This window comes from Streptomyces himalayensis subsp. himalayensis (genome assembly GCF_013778455.1).
GTDB classification, from domain to species: Bacteria; Actinomycetota; Actinomycetes; order Streptomycetales; family Streptomycetaceae; genus Streptomyces; species Streptomyces himalayensis.
This window is the reverse complement of record NZ_JACEHE010000001.1, coordinates 177,138-201,291: the sequence shown is the minus strand read 5'-3', so window position 1 is coordinate 201,291 and position 24,154 is coordinate 177,138. Positions and strand designations below refer to the sequence as shown.

Genomic DNA, 24,154 nt, shown 5'->3' with positions numbered 1-24,154 from the left:
GAAGTCGCTGTCGGTCTCTCGGCCCCGCGATCGCCGGGCCACACCTATGCAACTTACTGATGCTTTACTCAGTTCCCGGTTCCGGGGTGGAACGAGGCAGGATTGTGACCATGTCCAACACCGCCTCCTCAGGCACCCCCATGGCGGCCGGTCCGCTCACCCGTGCCGTTCTCGAGATCGACGAGTACGTCGCAGGGCTCGGCTGGGACCAGCCGGCCCGGCTGTTCGCGCTCGTCGACACCGCTCAGCTGCGCTCCCAGGAGCCGGGGCTCGCGGAGCGCCTCGGCCTCACCGATGACGCGTCCACCGGCGCCTTCACCCCCATCGAGCAGGACGAACTTCCGGCGGACAGTCCGTTGGACGAGTTCCTCGGCACGATCGCATGGCCCGACGCCGTGGTGGGCTGTGCGCTCTCCGTGGAGCGGCTGATGCTTCCGTCGTCCGCGGAGGCCTCCGTACCGGACAGCCTGGACGGGGCACAGCTCGCGAAGTGGGTCGCCGAGCATCCGGAGCGCCAGGAGGTGCGGATGACCGTCGCGGTGCTGCGCGACGGGGAGCGCGAGTCGGCGCTGCGGCTGCGCGAGAAGGACTCGTCGACCGAGGTGCTCACGGGCTCCGACCTGGTGCCGGGCCTCGCCGACGCGCTGGTCGCGACCTTCGAGGAGTAGGCGAGGAGCAGTCCTCGTTCCGGCTCCCGTGCGCTACCCCTTGGTGGTGCACCGGGGCAGGTCGGCCGTCTTGCCCTCCCGGATGTCCTCGAGTGAGTTCAGCGCATCGTCGATGGTGTTGACCTTGACGAGCGTGAGCCCCTCGGGGACCTCCTTGGCGGCCGCCGCGCAGTTGTCCTTGGGGGTCAGGAAGTACTGCGCGCCCTTGTCGCGGGCGCCGACCGTCTTCATTTCGATCCCGCCGATCGGGCCTACCTTGCCGCTGTCGTCGATGGTGCCGGTGCCTGCGACGAACTTGCCGCCGGTGAGACTGTCCGGCGTGAGCTTGTCGACGATGCCGAGGGCGAACATCAGACCGGCGCTCGGGCCGCCCACATCGGCGAGCTTGATGTCGATGGTGAACGGAAACGTGTGATCGGTTCCGGCCTGGATGCCGACGATCGCGCGGTCACCGTCGTCCGCCTTCTTTGTGGTGATCGTGATCTTCTGGGTGCGGGTCGCCTCCTTGCCCTCCTTCTCGGCAGCGGCCTGCTCCTTGGCGGGGACGACGGTGAAGACGACGTTCTCGCCGGGCTTGTGCTTGGTGACGAGGTCCGCGACGTCCTGCGGCTCCTTGACACTCGTGCCGTCCACGGCCTTGATGACGTCGCCCGCGTGGAGCTTGCCGACGGCCGGACTGTTCTTGAGCACCGACTCGACGATCACCCACGACCTCACGGGGACATCCAGCTCCTTCAGGGCGGCGACCTTGGCGCTCTCCTGGGACTGGCTGAACTCCTCGGCGTTCTCCTGGGTCGACTGCTCCTCGGTCTTGCCGTCCGGGTAGAGGGTCTCGTGCGGAACCATCTTGCTGTCGTGTGCCAGCCAGCCGTAGACGGCCTGGACCAGGTTCATGTTGTAGTCGGCGCTGGTGACCCTGACCGTCGTCATGTTGAGGTGGCCGGTCGTCGGGTAGGTCTTGTGGCCGGAAATCTGCAGCACCGGCTCGCCGTCGTGATCGCCGAGCGTGTTCACCGTGGGGCCCGGCGTCATCTCCGAGTAGGGCACTTGGATGAGCACGCCTGCGCAGAGCAGCGCGATCAGCATCAGAGTGGAGGCGAGCATCGTCGCAGTGCGGCGTGGCATGGAACGACAGTACGGGACGGGTCTGTCAGTGCACTGCCCGGGCCGTCCGTACGTGGCCCGGGGACGGGTCTGTCAGTGCACTGCCCGGGCCGTCCGTACGTGGCCCGGGGACGGGTCAGGCCGCGTCGGTGCCGTGGGACCTCTCCATCGCCTCGCGGAAGCGCTCATAGCCGGCGAGCTCCGGGCCGTCCCCCGCTCCGCGGTGCCTGGTGGCCCAGCTGCCCCACACGCCCGCGCCGATCGCGGCCACAAGCGGAATCAGCAACCACGCGAGCGCCGCCATGCCGTCCTCCCAACCCCACAAGCGACCGCAACTGACTGATCAGCAGATTAACCATCCGCACCGTCAACGCTCACGGCAGGGGTGCGGTTACGCAACTGGAATGTTTTTCGGCAAGTAGGCACGTCGGCCTGGCGCCTGGCACCCAACCGTCGACGACGGCGCTACGCGCCCACCCATTCCTCTGTCCCGTCCGAGAACTTCTGATGCTTCCAGATCGGAACTTCGTGCTTCAGATCGTCGATCAACTTGCGGCACGCCTCGAAGGCCTCCGCCCGGTGCGGGCAGGACACGGCGACGACCACCGCGATGTCGCCCACCCGCAGGTCGCCGACGCGATGGACGGCGGCGAGCGCACGTACCGGGTACTCGGCGACGACCTTCTCCGCGATGCGGCGCATCTCCGCCTCGGCGGTCGGATGGGAGGAGTATCCGAGCGCGTCCACGTCGGAGCCGCCGTCGTGGTTGCGGACCGTCCCGACGAACAGCGCGGTGCCACCCGCGGCATCGTCACCGGCGGCCCGGAAGACCTCGTCGACAGAAAGCGGACTGTCACGAAGCGCAAGAAGCCGGATGGGATCCTGCCCGGCCTGCTCACCGGGGTGGTCATAGGTGGGTGCCATAGCCCCATGGTGCCGCACAACACCCACAGCCGGGCAGACGCCCCGCACGCGCTGTGGACAGTCTTCCCGCTCCGCTGTGTGCAGGCGTTCCACAGGGCTGGAGGCACCTCCCCGCCGTTGCCGGGGGCGGTGGACGCAGCCCACGACGGCGGGCACCGCGCGCGAGAGGCCCCCTGGACAGGGCAGGGCGCAGCCCGGCGCCCCTCAGCCGCGCCGCCGAGCCTTCCGAGCCCGCCGAACCACAGCCGCCGCCCCCAGCAGAGCCACCGTCGCCCCGGCCGCCCCCGCCGCGGTCGCGTCCTTGCGCCCAAGCCGCCGCCCGGCCACGGTGTGCCGCCCGGCGACCTCCCCGAGCAGCTCGGCGAGGACCTCCTCGTTGGTCCACTGCGGCCGCCACCCGGCGTCGTGGAGCCGGCTGACGCTGACGACCCACGGGTACATCGTGTACGCGAGGTCGCCCGCCGGCGACGGCGTCAGCCCGATGCGGTGCAGCCGGGCGGCGGCCCCGAGGGCGACCGCGGAGGGCAGCTCCATGCGGCGGGTCCCGCTGAGCTCCTCGACCTCCTCCTGTTCCAGCCATCCGTCACAGCCGACGGCCAGCTCGCCGTCGACCTTCTCCAGCACCGCGTACTCCAGGGCGCTGCACAGGTCCTCGACGTGGCAGAACTGCCACGCGGGGTGGGAGCCGGCGACGACGAGGAGCCGGGGTGACTCGAAGTAGCGGGTGAGCGCGGTGTCAGTACCGCCGACCAGGACGGCGGGTCTGACCACGGTGACGTTGAGCCCGGGATGTGCCCGCGGCGCTCGTCGCGCGAGCCGCTCGATCTCGAGCAGGTCGCCGACGCCCGTGCCCTCGGCGGTGGCGCGCAGCTCCGCGTCCTCGGAGAGCGGCAGCTCGTTGTCGGGCAGCGCCCCGTAGACCATGGCGGAGGTGCACAGCACCACACGGTGGACGCCCGCTGCGGCCGCGGCGGTCAGCACGGTCTGGGCGCCCCGCACGTTGTACGCGGTACGGGCGGCCGGGTCCGTCCCCAGGTCCAGGTCGACGGCCAGGTGCACCACGACGTCCGCTCCGCGCAGCCGCTCGGCGATCGCCGGGTCCCGTACGTCGAGGATGTGCCACTGGGCGGACGCGCACTCTCCGCGGCGTTCGTCGATGGCCACGACCTGCTTGATCTCGTCGCTGGCGGCGAGACGCTCGGTCAGCAGCGCCCCGACGCCGGACGCGGCGCCGGTGACCGCCACGACGGGCCCGCGCGAGGCAGTCGACTCACCGGCCCGAAGCGCCGTCGTTGAGGGGTGGCGGCCGGGCGACGGGTGGGTTGATGGGTTTCGCGGTGCGCGAACCTGCGGATCTGGGGAACTCACCAGGCGTCTCCAGCGGTTGTCTTCAGTACGTTCGTGAATAACGCGCACGTACCAGGTGGCATCCATCCTGCCGCAGGCCCCCCGTCGGCGAAGCACTGAGGCCCGATCCCGTCATGGTGTCTACGCTGGGTGGTGAAGTTCGGGCAGCCGCCGCCGGTGTCGTACCGGCGGCCCAACAAGCCGAGGAATCCCGTGAGTGACACCCCATTCGGATTCGGCCTTCCGCCGGAGGAGCCGGAGAACGGCGACGAGGGCAAGAAGAAGGACCAGCAGGGCGGTGGTGGTCAGGGACCTGCCAACCCCTTCGGTTTCGGAGGGCTGCCGGGAGCTGGCGGTCCGGGCGGCGCGGACAATCCGTTCGCCGCGATGTTCGGGTCGCTGAACCCCTCCGACCTGGGCGCCGCCTTCCAGCAGCTTGGCCAGATGCTCTCCTACGAGGGCGGCCCGGTGAACTGGGACATGGCCAAGCAGATCGCCCGCCAGACCGTCTCCCAGGGCACGCCCGACGGCACGAAGGACGCGAGCGTCGGCCCCGCCGATCGCGCGGCCGTCGAGGAGGCCGTGCGCCTGGCCGACCTGTGGCTGGACGGCGTGACGTCACTGCCGTCAGGGGCGGGATCCGCGCTGGCCTGGAGCCGCGCCGAGTGGGTCGAGGCGACCCTTCCGGTGTGGAAGGACCTCGTGGACCCGGTCGCCGAGCGCGTCGGCGCGGCCATGGGCGATGTACTGCCCGAGGAGATGCAGGCCATGGCGGGCCCGCTGCTCGGCATGATGCGCTCCATGGGCGGCGCCATGTTCGGTACGCAGATCGGGCAGGCCGTGGGCGTGCTCGCGGGCGAGGTCGTCGGTTCGACCGACATCGGCCTGCCGCTCGGCCCGGCCGGAAAGGCCGCGCTGCTGCCGGCGAACATCGAGGCGTTCGGCAAGGACCTGGGCATTCCCAAGGACGAGGTCCGGCTCTATCTGGCGCTGCGTGAGGCGGCCCACCAGCGGCTCTTCGCGCATGTGCCCTGGCTGCGCTCGCACCTGTTCGGTGCCGTCGAGGGGTACGCGCGCGGGATCAAGGTCGACACGGCGAAGCTGGAGGACGTCGTCGGCCAGCTCGACCCGCAGAACCCGGAGCAGCTGCAGGACGCCCTCCAGCAGGGCATGTTCCAGCCGGAGGACACCCCGGAGCAGAAGGCCGCGCTGGCCCGTCTGGAGACGGCGCTGGCGCTCGTCGAGGGCTGGGTGGACGCCGTGGTGCACGAGGCGGCCAAGCCGCGTCTGTCGTCGGCGAACGCGCTGCGCGAGACGCTGCGCAGGCGCCGCGCGACGGGCGGTCCCGCCGAGCAGACGTTCGCGACGCTGATCGGGCTCGAGCTGCGTCCGCGCCGGCTGCGCGACGCGTCGCGCCTGTGGGCCTCGCTGACGGACGCGCGCGGGGTCGACGGCCGGGACGGCCTGTGGGCCCACCCGGACATGCTCCCGACCGCCTCCGACCTGGACGATCCGGACGGCTTCGTGCACCGCGAGCATCTGGACTTCTCCGAGCTGGACAAGATGCTCGGCGAGGCGGCGGGCGGCACCTCCGAAGCGCCGAACCTCCGGAAGGACGAGTCCGAAGGCGTCAAGAAGGACGAGCCCGAGGGCACCGGCAGCGACGACAGCGAGGGCGACGACGGCAAGTGAGCCTTCACGACGACGCCGTCCTCGTACTGGAGAGCTACGAGAGCCACGAGGACCAGGCAGAGCTGCGCCAGGCGTATCTCGACCATCTGAAGACGTATCCGGACGGGATGTGGAAGGCCTGCTCAGCCGGGCACATCACCGGGAGTGCCCTGGTGATCGACCCCCAGCACGAGCGCGTGCTGCTCACCCTCCACGGGAAGATCCGCAAGTGGCTGCAGATGGGCGGCCACTGCGAGCCCGGCGACGCGACGCTCGCTGATGCGGCGCTGCGCGAGGCCACCGAGGAGTCGGGCATCGCCGGGCTGAGCCTGCTCGGCGGGGGTCCGGTGCGCCTGGACCGGCATCTGACGCCCTGTGCCTGGCATCTGGATGTGCAGTACGCGGCGCTCGCCCCGGCGGGGGCGGTCGAGTCGATCAGCGACGAGTCGCTGGACCTGCGCTGGTTCGGATACGACGAGGTGGCGGACGTCGCCGACGAGTCCGTTGTGCACCTGGTGAAGGCCACCCGCGCAAGGCTCTGAGCCTTCGCAGCCGGCTCTTGCAGCCGGTTCGCCACGAGGCTGGTGAAGGGGCGGTCCCGCCGAGCGGGGCCGCCCCTTTCGCGGCCGTCCGCGCGGTCAGCTGCGGTTGCCGCCCAGGGAGTTGCCCCGCAGCCCGCCGCCGCCCATGCCGAACTGGCCGAGGAGGCCGGAGCTCCGCAGATGCTGCGGAGGCAGCAGCTCGCTCGGCTGGACGAGCACGTGGCCATGGCCCTGGAACTGCATCTCCCAGCCCTCACCGGTCGAGCCCCTGCGGCGCCAGACGGCGGAGGTCGAGGTCGGCGCCTGCATCTGCGTGTGCAGCGAGGTGGACCAGGCGATCACCGCGTCGGCGTCCGCGCAGACATTGCGGTCCGGGGTGACCTCCAGGACGAGCGGCTCGCCGGAGGTCAGCAGGGCGACCTTGCCCGCTCCGGTCAGCTCCAGGTTGTACGCGCCCGCCGAGGCGACGCCGACGGCGCTGTCCACGGCGACGATGCCGACGCCGAGCGTTCCGTCGAAGGCGAGGACGGAGGAGCTGTCGACCGTGATGCCCTGGCCGACCTCCATGACATGGATGTGCTGCGCGAAGTTGGCAAGGTAGACGTTCCCGTTGCCTTTGCAGCGCATCAGTTCAAGTCGCTCGTTGGTCATCCGCTCGACGTTGCGCCAGCTCCTGCTGCGGTACTGGCTGTCGAACTCGATCTGGCCCTCGAAGGCGACCATCGCGCCCTGCCGGGCGAGGATGGCTCCGGTTCCCCGGTTCACGTCGACCTTGAGCAGCTGAGGGTTCTGCAGCGTGTACCGGTCGGTGGACTCCACCGGGACGTGCGCGAAGAGTGTGCTGTGCATGGGTGCTCCTCTCAGCCCCGGATCTTGAATCGGTCGCCGGTGTCCTCGCTGGGCTGGACGACCACGAACCCCTGGCCCTTGAAGCCGACCTGCAGTGCCTCGCCGCTGCCCCGGCCGATGAGGGCGCCCGCCTTGATCGTGCGGCGTGCCTTCATGTCGAGATTGGTGGTCCACGCGACGAGTGCGTCGGGGTCGACGTACGTCTCGCGCTCGGCGCAGTCGAGTACGGTCGGGATGCCCCGGCTGACGAGGGCGACCCAGCCGGTGCCACGGATGACGAGGTTCGTCAGGCCGGAGCCGGAGAGCTTGGCGAGGCCCTTGACCGGCTCGATGGCGAGCTGGAGGGTGGCGTCGCAGGCAAGGAGCGTCGCGCCGTTGACCGACAGCGCCTCGTCCGCGAGGTGGACCACGAGGACGTCGGCTCCGTAGTCCGCGAGATAGAGATCGCCGTCGCCGCGGCAGAGCATGAGCCTGCCGCCCTCTCCGGTGACCATCTCCTCGGCGGAGCGGCGCAGCGTGGCGGGGGGCGCCTCGAACTGCACATAGCCGTCGTACGCGATCATCGATCCGGACTTGGCGATCAGGTCCTGGCCCGTGACCATCGTGACCTTCAGCGTCTTGGCGCTGTGCACGGCCATGCGTACGCCGGTGGATACGGCGCGGTGGGCGGTGAGCATGTTCGTATCCATGGCCTGCCTCACACCTCGAAGGGCTGGACGACGACGAAGTTGCCAGGGGCGCCCCGGAACTGGAGGTTGATCGCCTCGGACTGGCTGCTGGCGTAGCCGGAGCGCCGCAGCCGCAGCGCGGTGGTGGTGACGGCCTGTGCGCCCGCCGACCACGCGATCACGGCGTTGCCGTCGACGTACGTCGCGGGGCCGACCGGGAGGACGACCGGGATGCCGCGCGTCTTGACGACGACTGATCCGGTGCCGGAGAAGAGCATCGAGAAGAAGCCGCCGCCGGGCAGTCCGGCGCCCTCGATCCGGCGGATCTCGGTGTCCAGCGACTCGTCGAAGGCGAGGACTCCGTGCGCGCTGGTGTAGAGCTGGTCGCCCTCGAGACGGATCACGAAGAGCCGGCTGGCCTCGTCCGCGAGGAACACCTCGCCGTCGCCGGAACAGCGCATGAGGGACATGCCCTGGCCGGTGAGCTGACCCGTGAGCTTGCCCAGCAGGCCGGAGCCCTTGTAGGCGAAGTCGATGTCGCCTTGGTAGGCGACCATGCTGCCCTGCTTGGCGAGGATGGGCTGGCCCTTCGTGAGGGTGGCCCTGACCTGCTGCGGGTTCTGCTCGGTCCACCGGTCTCCGACGGCGACCTCGGCGTATTTGGTCAGGACGACGCGCAGTCCGGCCTCGGCGGGGACCGGGCCCGGTGCCTGGACACCGCCGAAGGGCTGGCCCGGCACTCCGGGTGGGCCGGCGGGCGGCCCCGGCGGCTGGGTCGCGAAGGGGGCGGGGGCGGGGGCGGGCGGGGTCATCGGGCCGGCGGCCGTCGGCGCGGTGTACATCTGCGGGTTCCCAGGCGCGGATGCCGGTGCGGGTGCCGGGGCCTGAGGGGGGACGTTGGGCGCGCCGAACGCCGGGGCGGGCGGCGGTGCCTGAGGCGTCTGGGGGGTGGCGGGGACGCCGAACGAGGGGGCCGGGGCGGTCTGCGCGGGCGGGGCGAACCCGGGGGCACCAGCCTCCTGGGGCTGCTGCACCGCCGGCTCCTCTTCCGCGACCTCACCGCCGAAGTTCTTCAGCAGTGCATCGAGTCCGCCGTCGAAGCCCTGCCCGACGGCGGCGAACCGCCATACGTCCTTCAGGTAGAAGTCGCCCAGCATCACGGCGCGTTCGGTGGAGAACTCCGCGCCGCTGAAGGCGTAGCGCGCAACCTCCTCACCTCCCGCGACGATCCGGATGCAACCCGGCGCGATCTGCGACATCTGCCCGGCGCCGTCGATGGTCGCGGTGAAGGACAGCTTGTGGATGTGCGCCGGTATCCGGTCGAGCGTGACGCGGAAGGACTCCGTGTCGCCGGCCTGCGCACCGAGCAGCTGAATCGCGTCCTCGGGCGTCTTCGGCTGGTTGAAGAAGACGAAATAGCGGTCGTCCGAGAGCTGCTCGTTGGCGTCGAGACCGAAGCAGCTGATGTCGAACGTCAGCCCGGGGCCAGAGATCTGCACACCCACGTACAGATCGGTCCCCGCGGTGAGATCACTGATCTTGGCCTTGTGGCCGCGTTGGAATTCCCTGGCCATGCGTAAGCCCGTCCCCCATCCCAGAGTTGATTACGTCGCGCCAGGCTAACCGCAAGTGCTGACAACCGACGCAGTCGATACAGAGCCGGTACAGAATCAACGCTTCGGACAGGGTGACGTGAGCTCAGTCCCGCTCGCGCGGCATGCGGAACGGCGGACGAGGCCTTTCATGGCGGGCCGTGTACGTGCGCGGCCGCCACCTCGCGCCCCGCTGTCATTCGCGGCGAGCGGCCGGCACATGCGGCAGCCGGTCAGCCGCGACGACGCCTTCGAGATAGCCCCGAGCCCGCTCCGTGCGCGGATACGCCTCGAGAAGCCGCCAGAACCCCGGCCCGTGGCCGGGGACCAGAAGGTGGGCCAGCTCGTGGACGAGGACGTAGTCCACGACGTACTCGGGCATGCCCTGCAACCGGTGCGAAAGACGGATGCTGCCCTCTGACGGGGTGCAGGAGCCCCAGCGTGTGTTCTGATTGGTCACCCATCGGACCGATGTGGGCCGCGCCCGGCCGCCGAAATACTGCTCCGACAGCCGCTCGGCGCGCTCCGTCAGCTCGGCATCCCCCAGAACCCGCTTGCTCTCCTGGGCAGCGAGTTTGTCGAGCATGACCCTGACCCAGCGCTGCTCCTCCGCCTCGGACATACGGGCGGGGATCAGCACGACGGTGCGGTCGCCCTCGCGGTATGCGGAGACGGTTCTGCGTCGGCGAGCGCTCCTGCGGACCTCGACCGCGCTCGCCCGCGAGCCGCCTGACGGCGGGCTGGTCGTGCTGCGCTGTGGGGTTCCGGCGCGGTGCAACGGGTCGGCGGACACGCCCCGACGTTACCCGCTGGACGTAGGGGAAGTCCTGCCTCCCGGAGGGTTCGCCACCGATCCACTCCCCGAACACTTGATTAATACGACTAATCCCCACTGCCTGTGGACAACTCAGCGCATCCTTCTGCCCGACCGCTGCATGCTGGCCATCGACACCGACCGGCGGACACCGATGCTTCGCCGGCCTGAAACACGCATTGCCGAGACCTGAGCCGATCTCTCGGCGAAATCCAAGTTGGCAACGGGGGACAGCCATGCATCCGATCCTGAAACCCGCGCTGCGGCGCGGCTGGCGCGACCGCAACACCGTGCAGTTCGGTGTGGCGCCCGCACACGCGGTCGTGCTCGGCCCGGTGGACACGGCCACCGGCAGCTTCCTGACCCTGCTGGACGGGACCCGCGGACTGGAGCTCCTGCGCGACGAAGGCCGGCGCATAGGGCTGCCCGACGGACATGTGGACAGGCTCGTTGAGCGCCTGTCCGCAGCAGGGCTCCTGGACGATGCGACAGGCGGCGGCCCTGCCGCCGAAGCCCTGCGCAAGCACGAAAGCACCCTTCAGCGCCTGCAGCCCGACCTTGCGTCACTCTCGGTCGTCACGTCAGAACCGGGCGGCGCCATGACGAAGTTGGCCGCACGCCGCGCCATGCGCGTGCAGATCCAGGGCGCCGGCCGGGTGGGAGCGGTCATGGCGTCCGTCCTGGCGGCAGCCGGTGTGGGCCACATCGACGTACAGGACATCGGATGCGTCGAACCGTGTGACGTGGCACCCGGTGGCCTGCCCGCCGAATCCGTCGGCGACCGCAGGACGGAAGCCGCTCGTCAGGCCGTACGACGAGCGGCCCCCGACCGCGTACCCCGCCGCACCAGGTCAGTGCAGACGACAGCAGGAGAGCCGGGGCTGTCCCTCGTGATCCTCGCCCCGCGAGACGGCCTGGCCGCCCACGTCCCCGACCCGGCCACCGCGGAACCCCTCATCGCCTCCGGGACACCTCACCTCTACGCGGGCGTGGTGGAAGGCACCGGCGTGGTCGGCCCCTTGGTCCTGCCCGGCATGACGGCCTGTGCGGGCTGTCAGTCGCTGGGACGCGCGGACCGCGATCCCACGTGGCCGCGTCTGGTGGCTCAGTGGCGCTCAGGGCATCAGCGTCATGTCGCCGCCTGCGATGCCGCTCTGGCGATGGCGGTCGCAGGACTGGCGGCGGCACACGCCCTGGCCTTTCTGGACGGGGGATCACCGGCGAGCACGGGAGCCCGCTGGGAAGCGTCACTACCAGGACTCGACTGGCATCCGCGACCCGTGTGGCCGCACCCGGCATGCCCCTGCGGAGCCATCGAGCAAGGTAAGAGTGAACAGACCTCGGATGACGGGGAGCGGCACGAGACAATGGCCGGGTGACCGCCGCACAGGGTACGGCTGTCTGGGAATTGGAGGGGCGCATGTCTGATCTTCCCCGGAAGGCGGTCACCCGTACCGCCAAGCTCGCCGCGCTACCGCTCGGATTCGCCGGGCGCGCCACGTGGGGGCTGGGCAAGCGCATCGGCGGCAAGTCTGCGGAGATCGTGGGGCGCGAGCTGCAACAGCGCACCGCGGAACAGCTGTTCAAGGTGCTCGGGGAGCTGAAGGGCGGCGCCATGAAGTTCGGGCAGGCCCTGTCCGTCTTCGAGTCCGCGCTGCCGGAGGAGATCGCCGGGCCCTACCGTGCCGCGCTGACCAAGCTGCAGGAGGCGGCTCCGCCCATGCCGACCCGCACCGTGCACTCCGTACTGGAGGAGCGGCTCGGCGAGGCGTGGCGCGAACATTTCCTGCAGTTCGAGGACAAGCCCGCCGCGGCCGCGTCGATCGGTCAGGTGCACCGGGCCGTGTGGCACGACGGGCGCGAGGTTGCCGTCAAAGTGCAGTACCCGGGCGCCGGAGAGGCGCTGCTGTCCGATTTGAACCAACTCAGCCGGTTTGCACGGTTGCTGGGGCCCCTGATCCCGGGGATGGACATCAAGCCTCTCATCGCGGAACTACGCGACCGGGTGTCCGAGGAGCTCGACTACGGACTGGAGGCACAGGCCCAGCAGGTCCATGCCGAAGTGTTCGCGGACGACCCGGATGTGCTGGTGCCCGCCGTGGTGCACCAGTGCGATCAGGTGCTGGTGACCGAGTGGATCGATGGGGTACCGCTGTCGGAGGTGATCGCCGACGGCCTCCCCGAGCAGCGTGACCGAGCAGGGCAGCTGCTGGCCCGCTTTCTCTTCTCGGGGCCGGCCCGCACCGGCCTGCTGCACGCGGACCCGCACCCGGGCAACTTCCGGCTGCTGCCCGGCGACAACGACGACTGGCGGCTCGGGGTACTGGACTTCGGCACCGTGGACCGGCTGCCCGGGGGACTCCCGTCCACGATCGGTGACTCGCTGCGCATGGCGCTCGTCGGCCAGGCCGAGTCGGTCTACGCAAAGCTGCGCGAGGAAGGCTTCGTCAACGAGGAGGCAGAGCTCGACCCGGAGGCGGTGCTCGACTATCTACTGCCGATCATCGAGCCGGCACAGGTCGAGGAGTTCGAGTTCACCCGAAGCTGGATGCGCAGCCAGGCGGCGCGCATCGCCGATCCCCGCTCGCCCGCCTACCAGTTGGGCAAGCGGCTTAACCTGCCGCCGTCGTATCTGCTGATACACCGGGTGACGCTGAGCACCATCGGTGTGCTGTGCCAGCTGGGCGCCAGGGTCCGGCTGCGGGAAGAGCTCGAGGCCTGGCTGCCGGGCTTCGTCGAGAGCGAGCCCCGGACGGGCGACTTCGACACCCTGGACGAGTTCGACGATCTCACCGAGGAGGAGCCGGCGGCTGAGGCGTGACAGCGAGCCGCAGCAGCGAGATCAGGGCTGCCGAGCCGTCTCCCACCGCCGTGTGTACGGCCATTGCGCGCTCGTAGCGGCGGAGGGAGGGGCCCCGGGAGGTTCAGCAAGAGTCATCCAGGTGTCACCACCAAGCGGAGTCCAGCCGTCCCTCAATCGCCCTCAGATGGGTGCGCGCACACGCATCACAGAAGTAACTGCGCGTGCCGTTCTCCACGGAGCAGGTCCAGGTGAGCGGTGCGACCTCAGCCCGTGTGCCGCAGCGGGCGCACATGATGCCCTCGTCGTCCGGCAGCTGGGCAGGGCCCTGGGTCCGCGCGGGAGGCTGGGGCGCCGCGGCGGGGCCGCCGATGTCACTGTCCCCGGGAAGACACGACACGTCGTGACGATACCGCCGAATCAGGGGGGATCGTCGGGTAACGCACCGCGGGGGCCGGTCCGTTGGACCGGCCCCCGCGGGGAGCGCATGTACGCCTGCTGTGCGGCTGCGGCCGTTACTGCATCACGGCCAGGGCCAGGGCGCGGCGGGCGCGGAGCGACGCGCGCTCGGCGCGGCGCTGCATCCGCCGGGCGACAGCCAGGCGCACGGCCTGGCGTTCCGCCTCGGCCTCACGCAGTCGGTCGTGCATATGCGCACGAGCCAGGGCTTCTGGGATGAGTTGCATCTCTCGGGTCCTGTTCTGGCGCGAGTCGGTCGCGCCGGTGGTGGTGAAGTCTGGGGTCGCGGAGCCGACGGGCTCGCTGGTGGACGTCGTCATCGGGGCCTGCTTCTGGGGGTCGTGCGTGTGAGGGCGGTCGATCGTTCCGGTGGCGTTCATGCGACGACCGGGTTCTTGCGCGGGCGGCCACGCGGCCGCTTGCGGGCAACCACGACGCCCTGGACGAAGAGTTCGCCGCCCCAGACGCCCCACGGCTCACGCCGCTCCTTGGCGCCGGCGAGGCAGGCCTCGATCAGCGGGCAGGTGCGGCAGAGGGACTTGGCGTACTCGACATCGGCCGGCGACTCGGCGAAGAAGACCTCCGGGTCGTAGGAGCGGCAGGGGACGGGTACGCCGAGGTTCTCGATGGCGTCGTCGAGCGCGGAGAGCGCAGTGAGCGGGGTCAAGGTGGAGTCCTCCGTGAGGCCGGGCGGGGGGATCGTTTCGGAAGGCGGTACGGACGGGGCGTGCGCTTCGAGTTGCACGGTTCGTCTTCCTCGTCTGGTCGTTCCGGCCTGTTGGCCGGGTGGCGGCTGGTTGTACCGGGTCTTTCTTGTCCCGAGGCCCCTTCGCTCCGTCGTCCCCGTTGGGGGAAAACAGAAGGGCCGCGGATCCCGGATGGGGTTCCGCGGCCCTGAAGGCGCCGGCCTGATGGCGTATCAGGCTGGATCACTCCAGGGTTCGAGCCCACGGAAGGCCCACATCGTGTGGTGCTGCGTCTGCTTGCGGGATCCGGCACCGGCCGCCGCAAAGGCATAGGCCGAGGCCTGTGCCACTGCTGCTACTGCTTCCGGTGCCTGGGTCGGTCGCTCATTGCGCTCCCGGATCTCAAGACCCGAGGGAGACACGGAGGACGCCGGACGCACGGCGGGAATGCCGGACAGACCGGTGCCCAGGTTGGAGAGGCCGAGCAGGCAGGAAGCGACGACCGAGCGATCGGTCATTTTCACGGTGCTGACGGAGCTGGTGTTGATGCTGATCACTGGAATCGCCTCCTCTCGGCGTCTCAGGGGACCGGTCAGGACCGGTCCGACGGCTTTTAAGTACAGCACGGAACCGGGGCTTCGAGAAGCCACCGTTTCCGTGCTTAAGAACCTATGGGGATTGCTGGGGCATGCGCAAACTATTTTTCCGACGAGTTTGCGTCAGTCGGCCTACTGGTGGCCCTCAGGGGTCTCACCTGCGCAGATGGCCAACACGTCGGCTCCGAACCGGTTGAGTTTGCGTACTCCGACCCCAGGGATACGAGCCAGTTCGGCCTCCTCGTCGGGTGCGGCCTCGGCGATCGCCATGAGTGTCTTGTCGGTGAAGACGCAGAACGCGGGCTGCCCCAGCTGCCGGGCCTCGTTGGCGCGCCAGTCGCGGAGTCGTTCGTAGAGGCCTTCATCCATGTCCGACGGGCAGTCCTCACAGCGCATCAGTTTCATTTCGCCGGCGTCGGTGAGGGTGCGGCCGCAGACACGGCAGCGGGCAGGTGTCCTGGGCTGGCGACGGGGCCTTGCGGCGGTGGTGCCGGTGCCCCTGGAGCCGTACTCGATGCCGCCCGCGGCGACCGGCGCCCCGGCACCGCGGGTCGCGGCTGTGGAGGAGCCGGGTCGCAAACCGTCGAGGAAGCGGCTGGGGCGGCGGCTCGGGCGGCCGCCGGGCGAGCGGGACAGCGCCCAGGAGACGAACACGTGCTGTCGGGCCCGGGTGACGCCCACGTAGAGGAGGCGCCGCTCTTCCTCTATCTGTTCGTCCGTTTTGGCATAGGTGATCGGCATCATGCCTTCCGCGACACCGACGAGGAACACGGCGTCCCATTCGAGGCCTTTCGCCGCGTGCAGGGAGGCGAGGGTGACGCCCTCGACCGTGGGGGCGTGCTGGGCGGCTGCGCGCTCGTCGAGTTCGGCGACGAGGTCGCCGAGGGTGGCTGACGGCTGGGCTCGGGCGAAGTCCTCGGCGAGACGGACGAGAGCGGCGAGTGACTCCCAGCGTTCACGGACGGCACCGGAGCCGGCCGGGGGTTGTGTGGTCCAGCCCTTGGTGGAGAGGACCGCCCGCACCTGGGACGGCAGGTCGACGGCGTCGTCGAGGAGGGTGTCGTTGGCGCCGAAGCGGGCTGCTCCGCGCAGGGCGGCGCCTGCTTCGCGTACTTCGGTGCGTTCGAAGAACCGTTCGGCGCCGCGCAGCTGGTAGGGCACGCCTGCGTCCGCGAGCGCCTGCTCGTATGTCTCGGACTGGCTGTTCGTACGGAAGAGGACTGCGATCTCGCTGGCGAGGACGCCGGAGGCGATGAGATCGCGGATGCGGTGGGCGGCGCCTTCGGCTTCGGCGGGCTCGTCCGGGTACTCGGCGTAGACGGGTTCGGGGCCGGGATTCCGCTGGGAGACCAGTTCGAGGCGGTGTTCGGCGGCGCGGCCGCGGGCGTGGGAGAGCAGGCCGTTGGCGAGGTGAACGATCTGGGGCGAGGAGCGGTAGTCGCGGACGAGTTTGACGACGGTGGCGCCGGGGTGCCGGGTCCGGAAGTTGAGCAGGTGGTCGGGGGTGGCGCCGGTGAAGGAGTAGATGGTCTGGCTTGCGTCGCCGACGACGCACAGGCTGTCGCGGTCGCCGAGCCAGAGTTCCAGGAGGCGCTGCTGGAGCGGGCTGACGTCCTGGTACTCGTCGACGACGAAGTGCTGGTACTGGTTGCGGACGTGGTCTGCGATGTCGTGGCGGTCCTGGAGGATCGCGACGGTCAACAGCAGTACGTCCTCGAAGTCGATGAGGGAGCGCTCGCGCTTGAGGTCCTCGTAGGTGGCGTAGAGCTGTGAGATCTCGGCCGGGTCGCGGGGGACGTCACGGCCGGCCTTGGCGGCCGCCGCGAGGTAGTCCGACGGGACGGTCTGGGTGACCTTGGACCATTCGATCTCGGCGGTGACGTCGCGCAACTCGTTCCGGTCGAGGCGGATGCGGCAGGCGGCTGCGGCGTCGGCGACGAGCTGTATTTTGCGTTCCACGAGCCGGGGCAGCTGCCCGCCGACGGCTTTCGGCCAGAAGTACTGGAGCTGGCGCAGGGCGGCGGAGTGGAAGGTGCGTGCCTGGACTCCGGCGGCGCCGAGCTGGCGGAGGCGGCCGCGCATCTCGCCTGCGGCGCGGTTGGTGAAGGTGACGGCGAGAACGCTGGACGGCTGCAGGATTCCGGCGCGGACCCCGTACGCGATGCGGTGGGTGATCGCCCGTGTTTTGCCCGTGCCTGCTCCGGCCAGTACGCACACCGGTCCGTGCAGGGCGGTCGCGACCTCGCGCTGCTCGGGGTCGAGCCCGTCGAGCACGGCGTCGGCGCTGTCCGGAACCTGCGGGAAGAGGGTGGAGTGCGTTGCTGGTGTCACCCCGCCATGCTGCCAGGTCGCCGGAGACCGGTGAGCAGGTTGTCCACAGGCGGGCGGTCGCAGTCGTACTAATGCGGGAGAGGTGTGGCCCTTACGTGGCGGGAATGGTTGCCCGTGTCACGTACGTTCCTCTCACTGCAAGCAGGCCTACGAGCAACACGACAAGGGAGCGCGAGAGACATGCAGGGTTCCGTGACGATGTACAGCACGACGTGGTGCGGTTACTGCCGTCGGCTGAAGAGCCAGCTTGACCGCGAGGGCATCGCGTACGCGGAGATCAACATCGAGCAGGACCCGCAGTCCGCGGCGTTCGTCGAGAAGGCGAACGGCGGGAACCAGACGGTTCCCACCGTATCGATCGTTCCCCTCTCGGGCGGCGAGCCGGTGGTCATGACGAACCCGAGCCTCGCGCAGGTGAAGCAGGCCCTCGGCGTCTGAGGCCGTGCCGGGGGCCGGCCGGGGCGGCGATGGCTGCACCGGCCCTACAGCGCCGGCGTCGACGTCGGCTAGGCGACAGGGCCGGGCCGTGTCGGCAGGGGCTTGCCGTACCAGAGCTCGATCAGGCGGGCCGCTATCGAGATCCCGTAGGGGGGCAGGACCTCCCCGGACTCGAAGGCGGCCCGCAGGTCTTCCCGGGAGAACCAGCGCGCCTCGTGGATCTCCTCGCCGTCGACGTCGATCTCGGACGAGGTGGCGCGGGCCATGAAGCCCAGCATGAGGCTGGAGGGGAAGGGCCAGGGCTGGCTTGCGACGTATTCGACGTCGCCGACTGTGACGCCTGCCTCTTCGAGTACCTCGCGGCGTACCGACTGCTCTATCGACTCGCCGGGTTCGACGAAGCCGGCGAGGGTCGAGAAGCGGCCTTCCGGCCAGTGGACCTGGCGGCCGAGCAGTGCGCGGTCCTCGTCGTCGGTCACGAGCATGATCACGGCGGGGTCGGTGCGCGGGTAGTGTTCGGCGCCGCATGCGGGGCAGCGGCGGATGTGGCCGGCGGCTGCGATGACGGTGCGTTCGCCGCAGCGGGAGCAGAAGCGGTGGAGGCGCTGCCAGTTCTCCAGGGCGACGGCGTGCACCATGAGGCCGGTGTCGCGGGGGGACAGCAGGAGGCCCGCTTCGCGGAGGCCCGCGGGGCGTGCGGACTGGTCCATGCGGCCGGGCAGGGAGTCCTTCTGCAGGGCGAAGTAGCTGACGCCGTCGTCGTCGGTGCCCAGGAAGTAGCGGTGGGCTTCGGTGAGGGGGGCTTCGAAGGACGGCGTGGTGACGAGTTCCGTGGTGCCGTCCGGGGTCTCGTCGATGAGCACCTGACCGCCGGAGACGACGAAGACGCGGGTCGTCGGGTGGCTCCACGCCGCGGCCAGCCATGCCTCGTCGAGGCGGTGGTGCGCTGCGCGGTCGATGCCGCTCGATGCGGTGAGCGCGAGCGGGCGGTTGCCGGTGCGGTCAGTCCAGGTGGTCACAGGTGCTTCCAACTCCCCCGATGGATTGGGTGGTGCTGCGCGGCGGTTGAGCAGGAGGTTCGGCGGGCCGGGGTGCGGCAGGCCGTGGGCGTGCGGACGTGTGTTCCCAGTGTGCCTGGCGTCGGCTGCTGGGCCCCCGGCAGGTGGTGCGGGCGCCTGTCCCGGTGGTTCGCGGGAGCGTCAGCCGGCATCGCGCCAGTTCTCCGCGAGGTCCGCCCACAGGTACGCGGTGGTCTCGACGCCTTTGAGGAGGAGGTCGAGCTCGACTTTCTCGTTGGGCGCGTGCCAGCCGTCTGAGGGCACCGAGATGCCGAGGAAGAGGACGGGTGCGGCGAGTACGTCCTGCAGGTCCGCCGCCGGTCCGGAGCCGCCCTCGCGGGTGAAGAGGATCTCCTGCCCGAACGCGCGCCCCATGGCGCGTACGAGGGACTGGAGAGCCGGGTGGTCGAGCGGCGTGAGGCACGGGCGCGTGGCGCCGCCGAAGGTGATCTCGTGCCGGATGCCGGCGGGGAGCTGTTCGGCGACCCAGGCGCGTACGGCCTTTTCGATGTGGCCCGGGTCCTGGCCCGCGACCAGCCGGAAGGAGAGCTTCAGCATCGCGGAGGACGGGATGATCGTCTTGCCGCCGGGGCCCTGGTAGCCGCCGCCGATGCCGTTGACCTCGGCGGTGGGGCGGGCCCAGATGCGCTCCAGGGTGGTGTGTCCGGCCTCGCCGTGGGTGGCGTACGACTTGGCCGTGCGCAGCCACTGTTCTTCGTCGAAGGGCAGCTCGGCGAAGAGTTCGCGCTCGCGGGGCGTGAGCTCCTTGATGCCGTCGTAGAAGCCGGGGATCGCCACGCGCGCGTGGTCGTCGTGGAGGGCCGCGACGAGGCGAGCGGCGGCGGTGGCAGGGTTCGGTACGGCGCCGCCGAAGGAGCCCGAGTGGATGTCCTGGTCGGGGCCGTGGAGCTGGATCTCGCAGTCGGCGAGGCCGCGCATGCCCGTGCAGACGGTGGGTGTGGTCTCGGACCACATGCCGGTGTCGGAGACGATCACCGCGTCCGCGGCGAGGCGGTCGGCGTGCTCCTCCACGAGGGCACGGAAGTGCGGCGAGCCGGACTCCTCCTCGCCCTCGATGAGCAGCTTGAGGTGGACGGCCGGGGTGGCGCGGCCCGTCGCGGCGAGGTGGGCGCGTACGCCGAGTGTGTGGAAGAACACCTGGCCCTTGTCGTCGGCCGCCCCGCGCGCGTGGAGGCGGTTTCCGCAGACGACCGGTTCGAAGGGGTCGGTGTCCCAGCCGTCCTCGCGGGCGGCGGGCTGCACGTCGTGGTGGCCGTAGACCAGCACGGTGGGCGCCCCGGCGTCGTCCGATGGCCATTCGGCGTAGACGGCGGGTGCGCCTGCGGTCTCCCAGACCTCGGCGACCGGGAATCCGGTCTCCTTGAGCTTCGCGGCGAGCCAGTCGGCGCTGCGCCGTACGTCGCCCGCGTGGTCCGGCTGGGCCGAGACGGACGGGATGCGCAGCCACTCGGCGAGATCGTCGAGGAAGGCCTCACGGTGGTGCCGGATGTACGTACGGACGGCGCTGACGGCACTGTCAACGGGCTTGCTCATGCTCACGACCTTATCGGCCCACGTGGGCGGGCTCGTCCGGCGGTTCCTCGGGGGACGCTTCCCGGGGTTCCTCGGGGGACGCTTCCCGGGGTTCGTCGAAGGCCGCGTTCCGGGGTTCGCCGGGGGCTTGTCCGAGCGGTGCCGCGGGCTCCCCGTCACGGGGCTCCGCGGAGGTGCGCCCGGGCGCTTCCTCGGACGCCGGATCCCGGTCCCCCGGCTCCAGCTCCGGCTCCGGCTGCGCGAGCAGGAGGCGTTCCAGCTCGGCGCGGCCGGGAAGACGGTGGGGGCGAACGGTCTCCCCGCTGCGCACATGGACGAACGCGGCCCGTACGGACTCGAGCGGGACGCCGTGCTGCTCGGCCCAGGCCAGGCGGTAGACCGCGAGCTGGAGCGGGTCGCCGACGGCAGAGGCCACCGGGCTCGTACGGCCGGTCTTCCAGTCGATGATCTCGTACGTGGTGTCGTCGCCGTCGCCGTCCTTGTAGACGGCGTCGATGCGACCGCGGATGACGCGGCCGGCGATCACCAGCTGCACGGGCACTTCGACGCGGTACGGGGTGCGGTGCGCGTACGGGGTGCGCTCGAAGGCCTCCTTGAGTGCCTCGAGGTCGCGTTCGTCGGCGATCTCCGCCTCGCTGCCGGGCAGCTCCTGCGGATCGAGCGGATCGAGCATCGGCAGGTGCAGCGCGTCGAAGCGGGTTTCCAGCCAGGCGTGGAAGCGCGTGCCGCGGCGCGCGGCGCGGCCGGGCGGGTGGGGCATGGGGCGGGCCAGTTCCCGTGCGAAGCCGTCCGGGTCGGCGGCGAGGCGCAGCAGCTGGGAGGCGGTGAGCGAGGGCGGCACGGGGACGTCCCTGACGCCTTCCCGGGCCCGTAGGAGTTCACCCGTGAGGGCGTCCAGATCGCGGTCCCAGGAGGCGATGGTGCGGGTCTCCTCGGGGGTGAGGACCTCCGGGGTGAAGACCTCGGTGAGGACCTCCGGGGTGAGCACCGTGGCGTCGCCGTCTGTGGCGGCGGGGTGCGGGCGGATGTCCGGCGGCGGCGACTGGTGCGGCACGCGCACGTGGGCGGTGGCTTGGCTGGGGACGGTGGGACGCTCGGGCGTCCAGGAATCCCAGTCGGCTGTGTCGTCCTCGGGGAAGACCTCCTTGGGGAAGACCTCCTCAGGGACGTCCCGCTCCGGGAAGTCCCTCTCCGGGACATCCCCCTCCGGGACATCCCCCTCCGGGACATCCCCGTCCGGGAAGTCTCCGTCCTCGTACGGCGGCTCGTCGTCCTCTGGCGGAGGGGGCCACTCCGGGTCGTCGTACGCGGAGGCGGCGTCGTACGCGGTCGGGGCGCTGTACGCCGCCGGGTGCGCCTCAGCGTGGGCGCGGGCGGCCTCCGTGGTGCCCGCGCCCCCTGTGGGAGCGTCTGCGCCCCCCGCCTGCCGCTCCAGATGCGCGAGCACTGTGGCGGCAGCCGCGCGGCGGCGGGCTGTTGCCGCCTCGTCCAGCGGGAGCGGCCAGGCGTGGTCGCCGGACGTCTGCCGCAGGGCCGGGTTCTCCTCGTCCTCGTCCGGTGCTTCGGCCCATGCCTCGATCTCGCCGTGGCCTGCCGCGCAGTGGTCGTGCAGGGCCTGGAGGAAGTCCGACGGTCCGCGTGGCCTCTTCTGGGAGGGCCCCCACCAGTGGCCGGAGGCGAGCAGGAGGGAGCGGGGGCGGGTGAACGTGACGTACCCGAGGCGGAGTTCCTCGGTGCGCTGGTGGTCCTTCATCGCCTCGTGGAAGGCCTTCATGCCCTTCGCGTCCCACGCCTCGATGTCGGGCAGCGTGGCCGCGTCGCCGCGCAGGGCGTGGGGCAGGACCTTGCCCTGGGCGGTCCACTTCTCGCGGCCCTGGGTGCTGGGGAAGGTACCCGTGACCAGGCCCGGAACGGCGACGACGTCCCATTCCAGGCCCTTGGACTTGTGGGCGGTCAGGACCTTGACCGTGTTCTCGCCGCCGGGAAGGGCGTTGTCGAGCCCCTTCTCGTACTGGGCGGCGGTACGGAGGAAGCCGAGGAACGCGAGCAGGCTCGCCTCGCCCTCGTTGGCGGCGAAGGACGCGGCTGTGTCGAGGAAGTTCGACAGCGTTTCCCGGCGTCGGGCGGCCAGCGCGTGGGGTGAAGCGGAGAGTTCGACCTCAAGGCCGGTGACGGCCAGGACGCGGTGCAGTACGTCCATCAGCGGGTCGGACAGGGAGCGGCGCAGGTCGCGCAGTTCGGCGGCGAGGCGCGCGAACCGTACGCGTGCATCCGCCGAGAAGGGCAGCCCGTCGTCGTCCCCTGCCGCGCCCTCCGCGTCGAACGGGGTCTCCAGGAACGTGTCCAGTGCGTCGGCGAGCGATATGACCTCGGCCGGATCGACGCCCTCGACGGCTTCGGCGAGCCGCCGGTCGGGGTCGTCCTCGTCCCCCACGCGTGCGTGCGCGACGAGGAGGCGGGCGCGGCGGCCCAGGAGCGCGAGGTCGCGAGGGCCGATGCGCCAGCGGGGGCCGGTCAGCAGCCGTACGAGGGAGGCGTTGGCGCCCGGGTCCTGGAGGACCTCGCAGACGGCGACGAGATCGGCGACCTCCGGCAGGTGCAGCAGTCCGGACAGGCCCACGACCTCGACGGGGATGTCGCGGGCGACGAGGGCTCCTTGGATCTCGGCGAAGTCGGCCGCCGTGCGGCACAGCACGGCGATCTCGCCGGGCGCCTTGCCCGTGCGGACGAGGTGGGCGATCGAGTCCGCGAGCCAGTCGATCTCCTCGGCGTGGGTGCGCAGCAGGGCGCAGCGCACGACGCCGTCCCGCTCGGCGCCGGGGGCGGGCCGCAGGGCCTCCACGCCCGCGTGCATCGCGCGCAGGGGCTCGGCGAGGCCGTTGGCGAGGTCGAGGAGGCGGCCGCCACTGCGGCGGTTCTCGCTCAGCGCGAACCGCGTGGCGGGCCGGCCGTCGGCCCCCGGGAAGTGCTGGGGGAAGTCGTCGAGGTTGGCGACGGAGGCGCCGCGCCAGCCGTAGATCGCCTGGCAGGGGTCACCGACGGCGGTCACGGGGTGGCCGGTGCCGCCGCCGAACAGGCCCGCCAGCAGGATCCGCTGGGCGACCGACGTGTCCTGGTACTCGTCGAGCAGCACGACGCGGAACTCGTCGCGCAGGATCGCGCCGACCTCGGGCCGTGTGCTGGCCAGTGTCGCGGAGAGGGCGATCTGGTCGCCGAAGTCGAGGAGGTCGCGGTCGCGTTTGGCAGCCCGGTAGCGCGTGACGAGTTCGGCCAGTTCGCGGCGGGCCTCGGCGGCCTCGGGCACCTTGCGGAGGTACTCGTTGGTGAGCTTCGCGCGCCCCAGGGTGTGCAGCAGCTCGGCGTCGTACGCCCGTAGCTCCTCTGGGCGTACGAGATGCTCGGCGAGCTCGGCGTCGAGCGCCAGCAGATCGCTGACGAGGTCCGGGAAGGAGCGGGTCAGCGCCGGATAGGGGCCTGGCGCCTCTCGCAGCACGCGCGCGGCGAGCTGGAAGCGGGTGGCGTCGGCAAGCAGCCGGGCCGTGGGCTCGACGCCGATGCGCAGTCCGTGGTCGGTGAGCAGGCGGCCCGCGAAGGCGTGGTACGTGGAGATGACGGGCTCGCCCGGCGGGTTGTCGGGGTCGATGACGTCGGGATCGGTGACCCCGGCCTTGATCAGTGCTTTCCGTACGCGCTCGGCGAGCTCGCCGGCGGCCTTGTTGGTGAAGGTCAGGCCGAGGACCTGTTCGGGGGCGACCTGGCCGGTGCCGACGAGCCACACCACGCGTGCCGCCATCACGGTCGTCTTGCCGGACCCGGCTCCGGCCACGATCACCTGCGGAGCGGGCGGTGCGGTGATGCACGCCGTCTGCTCCGGGGTGAACGGAATCCCGAGGAGCTCCTTGAGCTGCTTGGGGTCAGTGATACGGGCCGACACCTCAGAGAGGCTAGCCGCGCCCGCTGACAGCCCGGACCGCTTCTGCCGCCCTGGCCGGAAGAAGCGCAGGTCAGCGCGTGTGGTGCGGTATGTCACTCCGGTTGCGCGACCACCGCCTC

21 protein-coding genes are annotated in these 24,154 nt (G+C 70.8%); 6 read left to right on the top strand and 15 right to left on the bottom strand.

Annotated features, from left to right (window positions below; all coding sequences use genetic code 11):
- Positions 1–110 precede the first annotated feature (110 nt).
- A complete protein-coding gene (locus H1D24_RS00915) occupies positions 111–668 on the top strand; it encodes a PPA1309 family protein (RefSeq protein ID WP_181655382.1) in 558 nt (185 codons plus the stop codon).
- A 33-nt stretch (positions 669–701) separates the two neighbouring features.
- Here H1D24_RS00915 and H1D24_RS00910 read toward each other — a convergent pair whose 3' ends face one another.
- From H1D24_RS00910 to H1D24_RS00895, 4 genes are all read right to left on the bottom strand, one after another.
- Positions 702–1,793: a YlbL family protein gene (locus tag H1D24_RS00910; protein ID WP_181655381.1), complete on the bottom strand. Its 1,092-nt coding sequence runs from the start codon at positions 1,791–1,793 to the stop codon at positions 702–704.
- Positions 1,794–1,908: 115 nt separating this feature from the next.
- Entirely contained in the window at positions 1,909–2,058 is a 150-nt protein-coding gene (locus H1D24_RS00905; protein ID WP_181655918.1) for a hypothetical protein, read from the bottom strand.
- Positions 2,059–2,237: 179 nt separating this feature from the next.
- Positions 2,238–2,696, bottom strand: coding sequence for a molybdenum cofactor biosynthesis protein MoaE (locus tag H1D24_RS00900; RefSeq protein ID WP_181655380.1), 459 nt, complete (start codon positions 2,694–2,696; stop codon positions 2,238–2,240).
- A gap of 204 nt (positions 2,697–2,900) precedes the next feature.
- The gene (locus H1D24_RS00895) at positions 2,901–4,064 is read right to left on the bottom strand and encodes an SDR family oxidoreductase (RefSeq protein WP_181655379.1); all 1,164 of its coding nucleotides are present in this window, start codon (positions 4,062–4,064) and stop codon (positions 2,901–2,903) included.
- 192 nt (positions 4,065–4,256) lie between these two features.
- On the opposite strand from H1D24_RS00895, the gene H1D24_RS00890 reads away from it, so the two are divergent.
- Positions 4,257–5,735: a zinc-dependent metalloprotease gene (locus H1D24_RS00890; protein WP_181655378.1), complete on the top strand. Its 1,479-nt coding sequence runs from the start codon at positions 4,257–4,259 to the stop codon at positions 5,733–5,735.
- Entirely contained in the window at positions 5,732–6,256 is a 525-nt protein-coding gene (locus H1D24_RS00885; RefSeq protein ID WP_181655377.1) for an NUDIX hydrolase, read from the top strand. The genes H1D24_RS00890 and H1D24_RS00885 overlap by 4 nt, the downstream gene beginning before the upstream one ends.
- 96 nt (positions 6,257–6,352) lie before the next feature.
- On the opposite strand, the gene H1D24_RS00880 is transcribed toward H1D24_RS00885, so the two are convergent.
- The 4 genes from H1D24_RS00880 to H1D24_RS00865 all read right to left on the bottom strand — a co-directional run bounded on the left by H1D24_RS00880 (position 6,353) and on the right by H1D24_RS00865 (position 10,158).
- Complete coding sequence (locus tag H1D24_RS00880) at positions 6,353–7,105, bottom strand: AIM24 family protein (protein ID WP_181655376.1); 753 nt, start codon at positions 7,103–7,105, stop codon at positions 6,353–6,355.
- A gap of 11 nt (positions 7,106–7,116) precedes the next feature.
- The gene (locus H1D24_RS00875; protein ID WP_181655375.1) at positions 7,117–7,794 is read right to left on the bottom strand and encodes an AIM24 family protein; all 678 of its coding nucleotides are present in this window, start codon (positions 7,792–7,794) and stop codon (positions 7,117–7,119) included.
- A gap of 8 nt (positions 7,795–7,802) precedes the next feature.
- Complete coding sequence (locus H1D24_RS00870; protein ID WP_181655374.1) at positions 7,803–9,347, bottom strand: TerD family protein; 1,545 nt, start codon at positions 9,345–9,347, stop codon at positions 7,803–7,805.
- 214 nt (positions 9,348–9,561) lie between these two features.
- Positions 9,562–10,158, bottom strand: coding sequence for a M48 metallopeptidase family protein (locus tag H1D24_RS00865; protein WP_181655373.1), 597 nt, complete (start codon positions 10,156–10,158; stop codon positions 9,562–9,564).
- A gap of 257 nt (positions 10,159–10,415) precedes the next feature.
- On the opposite strand from H1D24_RS00865, the gene H1D24_RS00860 reads away from it, so the two are divergent.
- Together H1D24_RS00860 and H1D24_RS00855 are read left to right on the top strand one after the other, a co-directional pair.
- Positions 10,416–11,558 carry a TOMM precursor leader peptide-binding protein gene (locus H1D24_RS00860; protein WP_181655372.1) on the top strand — a complete coding sequence of 381 codons (1,143 nt, stop codon included), beginning with the start codon at positions 10,416–10,418 and terminating at the stop codon, positions 11,556–11,558.
- 41 nt (positions 11,559–11,599) lie between these two features.
- Positions 11,600–13,000, top strand: coding sequence for an ABC1 kinase family protein (locus tag H1D24_RS00855; RefSeq protein ID WP_181655371.1), 1,401 nt, complete (start codon positions 11,600–11,602; stop codon positions 12,998–13,000).
- 494 nt (positions 13,001–13,494) lie between these two features.
- Here H1D24_RS00855 and H1D24_RS00850 read toward each other — a convergent pair whose 3' ends face one another.
- The 4 genes from H1D24_RS00850 to H1D24_RS00835 all read right to left on the bottom strand — a co-directional run bounded on the left by H1D24_RS00850 (position 13,495) and on the right by H1D24_RS00835 (position 17,114).
- A complete protein-coding gene (locus tag H1D24_RS00850; protein WP_181655370.1) occupies positions 13,495–13,818 on the bottom strand; it encodes a putative WhiB-interacting protein in 324 nt (107 codons plus the stop codon).
- Entirely contained in the window at positions 13,815–14,183 is a 369-nt protein-coding gene (locus H1D24_RS00845; RefSeq protein ID WP_181655369.1) for a WhiB family transcriptional regulator, read from the bottom strand. Before H1D24_RS00845 ends, H1D24_RS00850 begins: the two co-directional genes overlap by 4 nt.
- A 174-nt stretch (positions 14,184–14,357) precedes the next feature.
- Complete coding sequence (locus H1D24_RS00840) at positions 14,358–14,681, bottom strand: hypothetical protein (RefSeq protein WP_181655368.1); 324 nt, start codon at positions 14,679–14,681, stop codon at positions 14,358–14,360.
- A gap of 171 nt (positions 14,682–14,852) precedes the next feature.
- Entirely contained in the window at positions 14,853–17,114 is a 2,262-nt protein-coding gene (locus H1D24_RS00835) for an ATP-dependent DNA helicase UvrD2 (RefSeq protein WP_181655865.1), read from the bottom strand.
- A 117-nt stretch (positions 17,115–17,231) separates the two neighbouring features.
- Here H1D24_RS00835 and H1D24_RS00830 point away from each other — a divergent pair, with 117 nt between their 5' ends.
- A complete protein-coding gene (locus tag H1D24_RS00830; protein ID WP_181655367.1) occupies positions 17,232–17,489 on the top strand; it encodes a mycoredoxin in 258 nt (85 codons plus the stop codon).
- A 68-nt stretch (positions 17,490–17,557) separates the two neighbouring features.
- Here H1D24_RS00830 and nudC read toward each other — a convergent pair whose 3' ends face one another.
- From nudC to H1D24_RS00815, 3 genes are all read right to left on the bottom strand, one after another.
- A complete protein-coding gene (gene nudC / locus H1D24_RS00825; RefSeq protein WP_181655366.1) occupies positions 17,558–18,508 on the bottom strand; it encodes an NAD(+) diphosphatase in 951 nt (316 codons plus the stop codon).
- Positions 18,509–18,688: 180 nt separating this feature from the next.
- Positions 18,689–20,101: a dipeptidase gene (locus tag H1D24_RS00820; RefSeq protein ID WP_181655365.1), complete on the bottom strand. Its 1,413-nt coding sequence runs from the start codon at positions 20,099–20,101 to the stop codon at positions 18,689–18,691.
- Positions 20,102–20,111: 10 nt separating this feature from the next.
- Complete coding sequence (locus tag H1D24_RS00815) at positions 20,112–24,035, bottom strand: UvrD-helicase domain-containing protein (protein ID WP_374064013.1); 3,924 nt, start codon at positions 24,033–24,035, stop codon at positions 20,112–20,114.
- Positions 24,036–24,154 lie beyond the last annotated feature (119 nt).